The sequence below is a fragment of the Pseudomonas soli genome (assembly GCF_021283165.2).
In the GTDB taxonomy this organism is placed as follows: Bacteria; Pseudomonadota; Gammaproteobacteria; order Pseudomonadales; family Pseudomonadaceae; genus Aquipseudomonas; species Aquipseudomonas soli.
The window spans coordinates 3888157-3900618 of sequence record NZ_CP128543.1; the positions used below are offsets into that span (position 1 = coordinate 3888157).

15 protein-coding genes and 1 pseudogene are annotated in these 12462 nt (G+C 64.6%); 4 read left to right on the forward strand and 12 right to left on the reverse strand.

The genetic code is table 11. The features are described from left to right. Position 1 precedes the first annotated feature (1 nt). The 4 genes and pseudogenes from LU688_RS28025 to LU688_RS17985 form a co-directional block, all read right to left on the reverse strand. Positions 2-139, reverse strand: a pseudogene (locus tag LU688_RS28025) (FHA domain-containing protein); the annotation flags it as partial. A gap of 1 nt (position 140) precedes the next feature. After that, a complete protein-coding gene (gene sctC, locus LU688_RS17975; RefSeq protein ID WP_094011317.1) occupies positions 141-1706 on the reverse strand; it encodes a type III secretion system outer membrane ring subunit SctC in 1566 nt (521 codons plus the stop codon). Further along, positions 1694-2116 (reverse strand): CesT family type III secretion system chaperone, encoded by a 423-nt coding sequence (locus LU688_RS17980; protein ID WP_023630360.1) that lies wholly within the window; start codon positions 2114-2116, stop codon positions 1694-1696. The genes sctC and LU688_RS17980 overlap by 13 nt, the downstream gene beginning before the upstream one ends. Before the next feature lie 39 nt (positions 2117-2155). Further along, positions 2156-2932, reverse strand: a complete 777-nt coding sequence (locus LU688_RS17985; RefSeq protein WP_158659598.1) for a helix-turn-helix transcriptional regulator — start codon at positions 2930-2932, stop codon at positions 2156-2158. Positions 2933-3296: 364 nt separating this feature from the next. Here LU688_RS17985 and LU688_RS17990 point away from each other — a divergent pair, with 364 nt between their 5' ends. Next, on the forward strand, positions 3297-3665 hold the full coding sequence (locus tag LU688_RS17990) for a CesT family type III secretion system chaperone (protein WP_023630358.1): 369 nt from the start codon (positions 3297-3299) through the stop codon (positions 3663-3665). Positions 3666-3672: 7 nt separating this feature from the next. Here LU688_RS17990 and LU688_RS17995 read toward each other — a convergent pair whose 3' ends face one another. The 6 genes from LU688_RS17995 to LU688_RS18020 form a co-directional block, all read right to left on the reverse strand. Beyond that, on the reverse strand, positions 3673-4257 hold the full coding sequence (locus LU688_RS17995; protein ID WP_094011315.1) for a DinB family protein: 585 nt from the start codon (positions 4255-4257) through the stop codon (positions 3673-3675). 11 nt (positions 4258-4268) lie between these two features. Next, positions 4269-5369, reverse strand: coding sequence for a cell division protein ZapE (gene zapE / locus LU688_RS18000; protein WP_094011445.1), 1101 nt, complete (start codon positions 5367-5369; stop codon positions 4269-4271). Between the two features lie 95 nt (positions 5370-5464). Further along, positions 5465-6613 (reverse strand): PQQ-dependent sugar dehydrogenase, encoded by a 1149-nt coding sequence (locus tag LU688_RS18005; RefSeq protein WP_094011314.1) that lies wholly within the window; start codon positions 6611-6613, stop codon positions 5465-5467. Between the two features lie 21 nt (positions 6614-6634). Then, positions 6635-6955 (reverse strand): hypothetical protein, encoded by a 321-nt coding sequence (locus LU688_RS18010; protein ID WP_094011313.1) that lies wholly within the window; start codon positions 6953-6955, stop codon positions 6635-6637. A 131-nt stretch (positions 6956-7086) separates the two neighbouring features. Next, a complete protein-coding gene (gene speB, locus LU688_RS18015) occupies positions 7087-8052 on the reverse strand; it encodes an agmatinase (protein ID WP_094011312.1) in 966 nt (321 codons plus the stop codon). 23 nt (positions 8053-8075) lie between these two features. Further along, positions 8076-9155: an extracellular solute-binding protein gene (locus LU688_RS18020; protein ID WP_160290570.1), complete on the reverse strand. Its 1080-nt coding sequence runs from the start codon at positions 9153-9155 to the stop codon at positions 8076-8078. Between the two features lie 102 nt (positions 9156-9257). Between LU688_RS18020 and LU688_RS18025 the strand changes: the two genes are divergently transcribed. Together LU688_RS18025 and LU688_RS18030 are read left to right on the forward strand one after the other, a co-directional pair. Beyond that, positions 9258-10154, forward strand: a complete 897-nt coding sequence (locus LU688_RS18025; protein WP_094011310.1) for a LysR family transcriptional regulator — start codon at positions 9258-9260, stop codon at positions 10152-10154. An 86-nt stretch (positions 10155-10240) separates the two neighbouring features. Then, positions 10241-10711, forward strand: coding sequence for an LEA/WHy family protein (locus LU688_RS18030; RefSeq protein ID WP_023630895.1), 471 nt, complete (start codon positions 10241-10243; stop codon positions 10709-10711). Between the two features lie 25 nt (positions 10712-10736). On the opposite strand, the gene LU688_RS18035 is transcribed toward LU688_RS18030, so the two are convergent. Both LU688_RS18035 and LU688_RS18040 read right to left on the reverse strand, forming a co-directional pair. Then, positions 10737-11678: a carbon-nitrogen hydrolase family protein gene (locus LU688_RS18035; RefSeq protein ID WP_094011309.1), complete on the reverse strand. Its 942-nt coding sequence runs from the start codon at positions 11676-11678 to the stop codon at positions 10737-10739. Between the two features lie 67 nt (positions 11679-11745). After that, positions 11746-12009: a hypothetical protein gene (locus LU688_RS18040; RefSeq protein ID WP_023630897.1), complete on the reverse strand. Its 264-nt coding sequence runs from the start codon at positions 12007-12009 to the stop codon at positions 11746-11748. Positions 12010-12140: 131 nt separating this feature from the next. Between LU688_RS18040 and LU688_RS18045 the strand changes: the two genes are divergently transcribed. Further along, entirely contained in the window at positions 12141-12461 is a 321-nt protein-coding gene (locus tag LU688_RS18045) for an ElaB/YgaM/YqjD family protein (protein WP_094011308.1), read from the forward strand. Position 12462 lies beyond the last annotated feature (1 nt).

Sequence of the window (12462 nt, forward strand, 5' to 3'; positions counted from 1 at the left end):
GGTGAACGGCGGCGATTCCCGCGTCCACCAGCACCAGATCGGCTTGCGCCGGATCGGCGCCGATGACTACCCGGCCGGGCGCCAGGGACACTTCGGCCCCCGCATTCAGGCCACTGTAGACCCGCAGCTGGTAACTCATTTCAAGAGCGCTCATCACCGGCAGGGACTGCGTCCGAACCATTACCGACACTTGCAAGCCCGGAATCGATCAGCTTCGGCTCGATCAGGAACAGTCGAACCGATCGGCGCGTGCTGCTGGACTGATAGCGAAACAACGCCCCCAGGAACGGAATGTCTCCCAATAGCGGGACCTTGCGCAGGCTTACACTCGTCTCGTCGCGGTGGATACCACCGATCATCAGGCTCTGCCCCAGGTCGACCCGGGCCAGCGTGTCGATGACCGTGCGACTGATCGTGGGTATGCCATCGGGGCCCGTGCTGTTGGACTTCTGGCTACCGTCCTCGATATGCAGGCTCAGGCTGATTTCCGGCCGGTCCGCACTGCGGATCAGGCGTGGAGTCATTTTCAACAGGGTGCCGTAGGTGATCGCCTTGAGCTCGGCGACGCGTTCGCCCAGCACCCGGACATAATAGGTTTCGCTGTGGTCCAGCACCGCCAGGGTGTTTTCCTGGGTCAGCAAGGTCGGCCGCGACACAACCTGGGCGCGGCCTTCTCCCTGCATGAGCATCACCTTGGCCAGCAGCCGGTTCACCCCCCGACCGTCGACCAGGCTGCCGGCCAGCGTTCCCTGCGCCTGGCCTGCGCTGGTGCGGATGTCGATCAGCTGGTGTTTGCCAGTGCCAATGCCGACCTGCCACTCCACCCCGAGCTCAGCCAGATGCTCGGCGTTGATGTCCAGGATCGTCAGCCCAACCTCGATGCGTGCCGCCGGCCGGTCCAGCGCCGCTACCAGGCGCCGGTACATGGGCATGCGCTCTGGATGGTCACGCACGATGATGGCATTGAGCGACGCTTCGGCCTGGACAACGGCTTGACCGCTGCGTACAGGCGCCCCCTTCGCCACCGCCTGACCTTCGACCACCCGCACATCGGCGTTCGTCAACACTCGAGAGAGGAGCGTGGCCACACCGGGTACCGCAATCTTCTGGTCGCGGTAATCAATTTCACGGTCTTCAGCTACCGCGTGCCTGAGCGCGATCACCTCGACACTCAGGCTGCCACCGAGTGCGTCCTGCAATACCGCCTGTTGCTCCAGCGCCTTCACGGTCTGCTCGACACGGTCGAGGTAACGCGGTGGGCCCGAGGCATACACCAACCGCCCATCCGCCGCAGCGCGCCAGGCGAAGCGCGACGTCCAGCCGCCACCCTCCTGCAGGGCAGTGCGAACTTGTGGCTCGCGCACGTTTTCCAGGTGGACAAGGCGTGTCTGCATTTCGCTGGACTTGTCGACATGGAGCACTGCGCCGTCGTAGTACCAGACCAGGTTGAACAGCACGGCGACCTGTTCGAGAAACGCCTCCGGGTCCGGCTGCTCGAACGTGGCGCTGACCTGGTCCCTGACCTTGTCGCTGACCACGACCGCCCCCTGGTAGTTGGCGGCGAAATTGCCCAGCAGGTCACGCAGGCTCTCGCCCTGGGCAACGTAGTGGAACGGCTCCTGGGGCCAATCCAGTGGCTCAGCCTGGACCGCAACGCTGGCCAGCAACGCAGTCAAACCGGCGGCGAGCGATTTCAAGGCAGCCATATCCGAGCTCCTCCGTGGGTCACAGGTGCTTGATCCGCAGGTTGCCCGCACAGAAGATCGATAAGGTCGACCTGAGCACCCAGCACATGATCGACGATGTCGAGATCGCCCTGCGCCAGGTCTACCTGCGCTTCAAGCAGCGGCTCTCCCGCAGGTGTCAGCGCCAGTCGCTGCGGACAATGCTGAGCCCACACCGTCAGCATGCCCATCATGCGGCGCAAGGCTTGCGGGTCGAGGCTGGCGCCTTGGCCGGCCAGCGAGGACAGTGAACTGCGAATCAGCAGTCGCGTGCCTTGCGGCTCGAGCGACAGGGGATGCCCCTCGATGCACAGTTGGTAGTCACCGCGCTCACTGGCCAACCAGGGCGCCATGCCCAAGCGTCGGGCCATTTGCTGCAAAAGTGTGTTCATACACGCATCATCCGGGCAACGGAGGGAACAGAAGAGTTGTCAGCCACGGCGAGCATCGCTGGGGGTGCGGCCGAACCGCCGGCGGTAGCTCTGGCTGAAATACGACTGGCTGGAAAAGCCGCTTTCCATGGCGATGTCGACAATGCTCATGCGCGTGTTAAGCAGCAAATGGTGCGCATGGACGATCCTGCGCTCGGTGATCCAGGCTCGGGGCGGGCATTTGTAGAAGCTGGCGAACAAACACTTGAAGGCCGTCAGGCCCAGGCCGAAAGCCTCGGCATACTGGTCCAGTCGCCACTCGCGCAGGTAGTGTTGCTCCATGAAGGCATGCAGGCGATCGACATGGCGATTGCCCTGTTGCCGCAAAGCCGCCAGCAACGTCCGCCCCTGCGGACCGAAGACCAACAGCAACAGCAACTCCTCCAGGCGCAGCATCGCCAGCATTGAAGCTGCCCCTTCGCCACCAAGTGCCGCCAGTCTGGCCACGCATTCCTGCGCCATTGCGCAAGGCTGGAGCCGGAGGGTGTTCACGCACGCCTCCTCGTGACGTTCAAGCCGGGCGAGGTCAGTGCCATGCCTTTGCACAAAGGCTTGCACGAAGTTCACGTCCAGCGGCAGCCAAAGCACCTGACAGCCCTGCGCCTGGGTCGCAACCAGATAAGTGCCGCGTTTGACGAACAGCAGCTCACCAGCCCGTAGATGAATGATGTCGTCCTTTTCGCGCAGGGCCAACTCACCCGCCAGGATGGCGTAAAAACCTTCCTGCCCCAAGGACGTGAACCCCGCCCCGACAACATCCAACTGCCGCCCCTGCACACACCAGCCCTCAACTGGAGAAATCCCTCTCACACCAGGCCTTGCTTCCCGTAGACCTTTTGAACACCGAACGAATCGCAACGCCTACAGAACTGGAGCAGCCTCTGTGGACTTGACCGTATCGATGAAGACGAGGCGGTAGACTAAGGCGTGCCCGCTGAAATGAATGCAGGGATAGTTCGCAGGAGCAAGTGGCATTTCGCCACTTTCTGTAGGAAATAGATGGTCTGGCGAAGAATGAATGTGGCAGTCCCCACAACGCCTCTGCTGACAGCCAACAACTAAAAATTGGCGACAGCGACCGGTATCCACCAGGGCGTGCCCACACTACCGTGACGGCCCCCTTCATTATCGAGAACTCGCCATGTCAGGCACGAACTACGATTATGCATTGACCCAGCTGTATGCTGCCCTGAAGCTGGATCCACCCTTGACCTTCGACCCGGTGATCAGCCTGCAGGTGGGTTCTTTTGTGTGCAACGTCAGCGAGCACCCGGCGGATCACTTGCTGATGTTCATCGAACTGCCCGCAATCGACGACGTACGCTGGGGCGAGCAGAACCTGTTCTGTCAGGACACCTGCAAGCCTGTGATCGGTGTCGACCCACTCACCGGCATGCAAATACTGTGGAATCGCCAGGCCCTGGCGCAATTGGACCGTGCCATGGTGCATCACCAGCTGGAGCAGCTGGTGCAGGCCGCCCACGATCTGACAGGTGCCGAAACAGCCTGAGCGTCCCTTAGGGTTGCTCCCAGACCTGCGCCTCGCTCCAACCCAGCGCGGCAAAATCCCCGGAGCGCAGTGAGGCCTCTTCTTCGCAGAAGAATTCGTCCAACTGCGGTGGCCTGATCGCCGTGTCGCTGAGCATCGCGTGTACCTGGCCACGATGATGGATCTGATGCTCGAACAGGTGCGACAGCAGGCGCAAACGTTGCTCCAGTTGCACCCGGTCCGGTCGCACGATGCTCACGTAGCGCCGCAACTGGTCGTCGCGCAATTGCCGGCAATAGGCGATCAGCCGCTGGTCGGCCTGGGCCTGCTGGGCCTGCAGGTCGGTGCAGGTGGCGAAGGGCTGCTCGGGCTGGAAGAAGCGCTCGCCATCCGGGTCCGGCGTTTGGCCGCGCTGCTCGCACTCCAGCGCATCCAGGTAGAACCAGTCGACCGTCAACAGGTGGTTGAGGGTGGCCTTGATCGACGGGAAGAAACTGCAGCGGGGGGCGACGAACTCGTCCTGGGTCAGTTGCAGACAAGCCTTGTACAGGCGGTGGTTGGCCCAGCCATTGTTGTAGGCCTGGGTCAGCAGATGATGCGACAGCGGCTCCATGGTCGGCTCCTTCAGGCGAAGCGTTGCAGTTGCATCTCCCGTAGCCGGCTCAGGGTCCGTTGGTACGGGAACGCCAGATACCCTTGAGTGTAGAGCGCTTCCAGCGGCACCTCGGCCTCCAGGTACAACAACACCCGACGGTCGTAGCATTCGTCCACCAGGGCGATGAAGCGCCGCACGCTATCATCCTTCGGCGCCAGCGTCGGCAACTGGCGATCCCCGGCCTCGACGCGGGCGGCCCCGTCCTCGGTGCCGCGGGCAATGCGCCCGGCCTGCTGGACGCCACCCAGGGCCGGAATAGCGCTGATCAGGATCGCCGGAAAGCGGTCGCACAATGCCATGAAGTCCATGGCGGCCAGGGGCTGCTCGCACAAGTCGGCGAAGCGGCACCAGATGGCGTGCGTGCTGCGGCGCAGCACGCCGATACGCCGGGAGCCGAGCTGCAACGGCTGATCACTGCCTGGATCGTTCGGGCTCAGCTGCTGGAACACCGCCTCGAGCGCGCTCGGCCACCCTGGCTTGTCGACCCAATAGCGTTGCTGTTGCACGCCGGGACGCAGTCGGTGGTCCTGCTCCCCCGCCACCGCCAGCACGCGCATGTGCTGCTCGATGGCGGCGATGGCCGGCAGGAACCGCTCGCGGTTGAAGCCATCGCGGTACAACTGGTCAGGCGGCTGGTTGGAGGTGGCGACGATCACCACACCGTGATCGAACAACACCTGGAACAGACGGCCAAGGATGATCGCATCGCCGATATCGCTGACGAACAGCTCGTCGAAACACAACACCCGTATCTCTTCGGCCAGCGCCCGGGCCAGGGCCGCGAGCGGGTCGGCGGTACCATTGAGCTGGAACAGGCGCTGGTGGACCCAGGCCATGAAGTGGTGGAAATGCTGGCGCCGTGCCGGAAGTTCCAAGCTGCGATGGAACAGGTCCATCAACCAGGTCTTGCCCCGGCCGACCGGGCCCCAGAGATACAGGCCTTGCGTCGGCTGGCCCTGAAGCAGGGAGTCGAAGCAGGCCTGCAAGGCCGCCACAGCGGCTGCCTGGGCGGCATCGGGAACGTAACCGCGCTCGGCCAGCGCCTTGTGATAAAGGGATTCGGGAGTCATGCCGCGCATGGTACGCCATCGCGGGGCAAGCCCGCTCCCACAACATTGCCCCAGGGCAACTGCAATAGCTTGCACCAGGGCTTACGCCGGGACGATCAGCCCTCTGTCAGCCCCACCTTCAACAAGGCGCCATCCTTGGCATCGGTCAGCACGTACAGATAGCCATCCGGCCCTACCCGCACGTCACGAATCCTGGCTTTCAGGTCAGCCAACAGCCGCTCTTCATGCACGACCTTGTCGCCATCGAGTTTCAGCCGGATCAACTCCTGTGTCGCCAGCGCGCCGATGAACAGGTTGTGGTCCCAGGCCTTGAACGTGGGGCTGTCGTAGAACGCCATGCCGCTGATGCCCGGCGACTTTTCCCATACATGATGGGGGTCGACCATGCCGTCGACGTGCTTGCCCTTGGCCTCGGGGATCGGCAGCAACGAGTAGTTGATGCCGTGGGTGGCGATCGGCCAGCCATAGTTCTTGCCCGCCTTGGGGATGTTGATCTCGTCGCCGCCACGCGGGCCGTGCTCGTGGGTCCAGAGCATGCCGGTCCAGGGGTTGAGCGCCGCGCCCTGCTGGTTGCGGTGGCCGAACGACCAGATCTCCGGGCGTACGTTGTCGCGGCCGACGAAGGGGTTGTCCTTGGGTACCTCGCCGTCGGGCAGGATGCGCACGATCTTGCCCTGCAGCTTGTCCAGGTCCTGCGACGTGGCACGCTGGTTGTTCTCGCCCAAGGCGATGAACAGGTAGCCGTCACGGTCGAACACCAGCCGCGAGCCGAAGTGATTGCCTTCGGACAACTTGGGCTGCTGGCGGAAGATCACCGTGAAGTTCTCCAGGCGCGACTGGTCCTGGGTCAGCTGGCCACGACCGACGGCGGTACCCGCCTTGCCATCGCTGCCCTCTTCGGCATAGGACAGATAAACGGTTCGGTCCTTGGCAAACTCAGGCGAGAGCACCACGTCAAGCAGCCCACCCTGCCCTTCGGCCCACACCTTGGGCACGCCGGACAGCGGCGGCCCTACCTTGCCCTCAGCATTGACTATACGCAGATTGCCTGGACGTTCGGTGACCAACATGTCCTTTCCGCCGGGCAGGAAGGCCAGCGCCCAGGGATTGCGCAGACCATCGGCGACAGTGCTGACGGTCAGCGGGCCCGCCTCGCTGGAGTACTGCTGCTCAGCGGCGGCCTGCGCCAACAAGGGGAACAGGCTGGCTGCTGCCAGGGTGGTCAACCAGATGCGTGGCGTCATGCTCGCTTCCTTCGCAAGGGCTCACGGCGCGCGTGGTGAATCGCGTGGTGGCCGGGTGGGTTCCAGGTTCGGGGTCTGCTGCTCGCGGCGCAGGTTTTCACCGTTGCCGATACCGCGGTTGTCGAGGGTGGGGGGGCGCGGATTGGGTTGCGTGGACGGGCCGCGCACGGGCGGCATTGCCGGCACGCTGCCCTGCCGGCTGTTGGGGTTGGCGCGCATGATCGGGCTGTTGTAGGGATTGTTGCTGTCGTTGGCGGCAAGCAGTGGCGGCGCCAAGGACGCAGCCTGCAGTGGCAACGCCAGCACCAGGCCGAGGCCCAGGATTGGCAGTGTGGGATTCATGCTTCACCTCCGCTACGAAAAGGCGCGCTCGAAGGTTGGATAGCCTAAGGCGCGCAGGGTTCGACGCAAAAGAATGAATTTGGGTCCTGATGTTTCAGTATGTGCCCCTTGGGCTACCTTCAGCCCTGGTGTCAACCGACTGTATCTACCTTGTGCCGCGCGGCATACAGGCACAGCATCTCCATCGCCAGGGTCGCGCCGGCCAGCGCGGTGATATCGGCATGGTCATAGGCCGGCGCCACTTCCACCAGGTCCATCCCCACCAGGTTGATCCCGCGCAACCCGCCGAGGATCTCCAGCGCCTGCACCGTGCTCAGGCCGCCGCATACCGGCGTGCCGGTGCCGGGGGCGAAGGCTGGGTCCAGGCAGTCGATATCGAAGGTCAGGTACACCGGCCGGTCGCCCACCCGCTGGCGGATGGCAGTGACGATCGCCTCGGTGCCCTGGCGATGCACCTGGCGGGCGTCGAGAATGGCGAAGCCCTGGCTGTCGTCGTTGGTGGTGCGCAGGCCGATCTGCACCGAGCGCGCCGGGTCCACCAGCCCTTCCCGCGCCGCGTGCCAGAACATCGTGCCATGGTCGATGCGCTGGCCCTCCTCGTCCGGCCAGGTGTCGCTGTGCGCATCGAAGTGCACCAGCGCCAGCGGGCCATGCCGACGGGCATGGGCCTTGAGCAGCGGATAGCTGATGAAATGGTCTCCGCCCAAGGTGAGCATGGCGCAGCCGGCCTCGAGAATGTGCTCGGCATGCGCCTCGATGCTCTGCGGCACCGACTGCGGCGTACCGCTATCGAAGGCACAATCGCCGTAGTCGATCACCGCCAGGTGGTCGAACGGATCGAACGCCCAGGGCCAGTGCCGGGCCCAGGCCTGTTGCACCGAGGCGGCACGGATCGCCCGCGGACCGAAGCGCGCGCCGGGACGATTGCTGGTGGCGGTGTCGAACGGCACGCCGCTTACCACCACGTCGACACCCCGCAGGTCGCGGCTGTAGCGGCGCCGTGAAAAGCTGGTGATGCCGGCATAGGTACTTTCGGCAGCGGTGCCATAGAGGCTGTCACGGGTGATGGCCTGGTCGTTGTTCTGGGCGAGGTCCACGGTGTGTCTCCTGTCGTTGTCGTTCACTGGCGGCTGCGGAAGGCGGTCCACAGGCGGTTGCGCTGGCGCAGGTCGGCCAGCGCCATGCTGCGGTCGGCGAACAGGCGCTGGCGCACCTCGGCCGACGGATAGATGTCCGGATCGTTGCGAATCGCCGCGTCCACCAGCGGGGTGGCGGCCTGGTTGGCGTTGGCGAAGAACAGCGTGTTGGTCAGTGCCGCCACCGAGTCGGGGCGCAGCATGAAAGCGATGAAAGCGCGGGCCGCCTCGGGATGCGGTGCGTCCTTGGGGATCACCAGGTTGTCCTGCCACACCAGCGTGCCCTCGCGGGGGATGCGGTAGATCAGCTCGAAGGGCTTGCCAGCGCGGCGCGCCTGGTCGGCGGCCATGGCGGCATCGCCGTTGTAGGTGAGCGCCAGGCACACGCTGCCGTTGGCCAGGTCGTTGACCTGGCGGCCATTGGCCACGTAGCTGATCGACGGTTGCAGTTGCTGCAACAGCGCCTGCGCCGCGTCCAGGTCAGCCTTGTCCTGGCTGTACGGGTCCTTGCCCAGGTAGTTGAGGGTCACGCCGATCACTTCCTGCGGTGAGTCGGGCATGGCGATGCCGCAGTCCTTCAGGCGGCTGGCGTACTCAGGCTTGAACAGCAGGTCGAGGCTGTCCAGGGGCACATCGCCCAGGCGCTGGCGTACGGCCTCGACGTTCACCCCCAGCCCCAGGGTGCCCCAGGTGTAAGGCACGGCATGGCGATTGCCGGGGTCGGCCTCGGCCAGCTTGGCCAGCAGGTCCGGGTCGAGGTTGGCATAACCGGGCATCGCCTGCGCCTCGAGCGGCTGCAGGGCGCCGGCCTTGAGGGCCCGGGCCAGCACCGTGGCCGACGGCACCACCACGTCGTAGCCGCTGCCACCGGTGAGCAGCTTGGTCTCCAGCACCTCGGTGGTATCGAAGGTGTCGTAGCGGACCTTGTAGCCGGTCTCCTTTTCGAAACGTTCCAGGGTCTGCGGGGCGACATAGTCGGCCCAGCTGTACAGGTTGACGACCTTCTCTTCGGCCTGCAGCGGCAGGGCGATCAGCAATGAAAGCAGGCACAACGTCGAACGCATGGCGGACACCTCGGCATAAGGGTGGATGCCGCCAGCATGCCTGCCGGGTTACATTGCAAAAATGGCAACTTTGCGAAGCTGACATTCACCAGGAGCAATGTGATGCTCGGACAATTGCACGACCCGGACCTGCACCTGCTGCGGCTGTTCGTCACTGTAGTCGAGGCCGGCGGCTTCAGCGCCGCCCAGGGTGTGCTCGGGCTCAGCCAGCCCAGCATCAGCCAACAGATGGCGAAACTGGAGACCCGCCTGGGTTATCGCCTGTGCAGCCGGGGCAAGGGCGGCTTCCGGCTGACCGAGAAAGGCGAGTTGCTGTTGCAGGCGACCCGCGGCCTGCTGCTGCAGATCGAGCAGTTCCGCCAACAGGCCAACGGTGTTGCCGGGCGCTTGCTGGGCAGCGTGCGCATAGGCCTGGCCGAGAACCAGGACCGTGACGTCAGCCTACGCCTGGCCCAAGCCATCGCGCGGTTTCGCCAGCGTGACGAGAGCGTGCGCCTGGAACTGACCAGCGCGCCACCGGCCGAACTCGAACGCTTGCTGCTGGAGCAGCGCCTGGACTGCGCCATCAGCTACTTCTCCGGCAACCAGGCGGCGTTCGACTACCTGCCGCTGTTCGAGGAGCGCCAGAGGCTTTACTGCGGCAAGGGACACGTGTTGTTCAGCCAGGCCCAGGTAACCCGCGAGCAGTTGCTCGAGTCCGATCAGGTAAGCCACCCCTATCGTTTTCTCAAACAGAGCGAGCCGTTCCAGAGCCGCCACAGCATGGCGGTGGCAGAGCAGATCGACAGCGCGCTGACATTCATCCTGTCAGGACGACACATCGGCTTTCTGCCGTGTCACTGCGCCGCGCCCTGGGAAGCCCAGGGCCTGTTGCGGGCGCTGGATACCGCGCTGGATTTCGTGGTGCCGTTCACCCTGGCCAGGCATCGCGGGCAAACACCCGGTGAGGCGCAGCAAGCGTTCATGGAAGACCTGCGCATGACATTCGGCTCGCGTTAGGCCCGCAACGTCGGCATGCCCGGCTTTCATCGCCGCCACGCATTTGCGACACTGCCGACTCGCCCGTGCCACAAGGCCAGATACCCATGTATGCCCGCATCTGCCTGATCCTGCTGCTGACCCTTGGCCTGAACGCCTGCGCCCTGTTCCAGGGGCGCGATCCGCTGAACATCAGCGTGATCGGCATCGATCCTTTGCCAGGCCAGGATCTGGAACTGCGCATGGCGGTGAAGATCCGCGTGCAGAACCCGAACGAAACCCCGGTGGATTTCAACGGCATCGCCCTCAACCTGGAAGTCAACGACCAGCCCCTGGCGGCCGGGGTGAGCGACCAGCGCGGGCATATCGGCCGCTACGACGAAGCAGTGCTGGTGGTGCCGGTGAGCGTCACCGCCTTCGCCTTCCTGCGCCAGGCCTACGGCCTGAGCCAGGTGGACTCGCTGCAGGGCCTGCCCTATGTGTTGCGCGGCAAGCTGGCAGGAGGGCCACTCGGTACCGTGCGTTTTACCGACAAAGGCAAGCTCGACCTGCCAACGGCCGCAGGCCCCGCCTGGTAATCAGCTTTACCGGCAGGTTGGCAGATCACTCGCCTGCGCTGGATGAACCGACGAAACGGACTCCTGGCCGCGGACGCTCGTCCACGCTGAGTTCGAACACATCCGGCCGCGCATAATGGCCAACCACGTCGAAGTCGTAGCGCGCACGCACCAGTTCATCGGTATCGACTTCGGCGCAAAGCAGGCCGCGCTCGCCCACCAGCGGCCCGGCCAGCACCTCGCCGAGTGGGCCGACGATCACGCTGCCGCCGTTGATCAATGGTCGTTCGGCCGGCCAGTTGGCCACCTCCAGGCCCAGTGCGGCGGGCGAGTCCTGCACCTGGCAGGCGCTGATGATAAAGCAGCGCCCCTCGGCGGCGATATGGCGCATGCTCACCTGCCACAGCTCGCGCTCGTCCACCGTCGGCGCGCACCACAACTGCACCCCCTTGGCGTACATCGCGGTGCGCAGCAGCGGCATGTAGTTCTCCCAGCACACCGCCGCACCGATGCGCCCGGCACGGCTTTCGATTACCGGCAGTGTGGAGCCGTCGCCCTTGCCCCAGATCAGCCGCTCGGTGCCGGTGGGCATGAGCTTGCGGTGCCTGGCCACCAGGCCGGAGTGCGGTTCGAAGAACAGCACCGTGCAATACAAGGTATTGCCGCTGCGCTCGATCACGCCGATCACCAGGCTCGCTCCGGTACGCGCCGACAAGCCGGCCAAGGTATCGGTCTCGGGCCCTGGCACATCGATGGCATTGGCGAAATAGCGGGCGAAGGCTTCACGTCCCTCAGGCAGGCGATAGCCGAGCTGGGTGCCGAACCCTTCGCCTTTCGGATAGCCACCGAGCAAGGCCTCGGGCATCACCACCAGGCTGGCACCGGCGTCGCGGATGGCCTGCTCGTAGTCGAGGATCTGCGCCAGGGTGGCGGCCTTGCCACCAGGCAGCGAACCGATCTGCAGGGCGGCGACGATGGACTTGGGCATCGAGGGAACTCCAGTCAGGAAGGTCTGTTGGATTCTCCAGCGCAGGCGTTCGGGGTGTTCGCCTGGCTCAGCGGTTGGCGCTGGCGGCGGCCATCATCTTGTTCACTTCGCTGCGCACCAGCTGGTTGAACTCTGGCGGCGACATGCCGTCGAGTTCGGCACGCACCCACTCCGCCCACTTGCCCTTGCGCCGTGGCTTCTCAGCAATCAGGCGCGCCGCCTCGCCCTTGGCCTTGCCCAGGTTGTTCTGCCAGTAGTCGAACAAGCGGGCCTTTTCTGCCTCGATCTGCGCCCGTTCCTGGAAGCTCATGTTGGCCAGATTGAAACTCATCGGGTATTACCTGCCGCTGGAAAATGGGCGCTATCTTACACTGCGACGACGCGCCACCGGTACGCCGCTGCAACTTTCCCGGCAGCGTGGCATCCATTGTTCAACGCCCAACCCTTCACGAGGATGTGTACATGGCCAGGAAAACCGCTGCGCAAGGCAACAACGACCAGATCAAGGATCAGGTGTTCAGCGAACTGCAGGCATTGATCGAGGAATCCGAGAAGCTGCTCAGCGACAGCGCGTCGCTGGTCGGCGAGGAAGCCGAAGGCATGCGCGCGCAGTTGGGGCTTAAGTTGCGCCAGGCGCGCGATGCCACCAGCCGCCTGGGCCAGAAGGCGCAGCCGGTGGTCGAGGCTACCCAGGAGTACATCGGTGGCCACCCTTGGCAGACCGTGGCGGTCTCTGCAGGCTTCGGCCTGGTGGTCGGGCTGCTGCTCGGTCGCCGGCAATAGC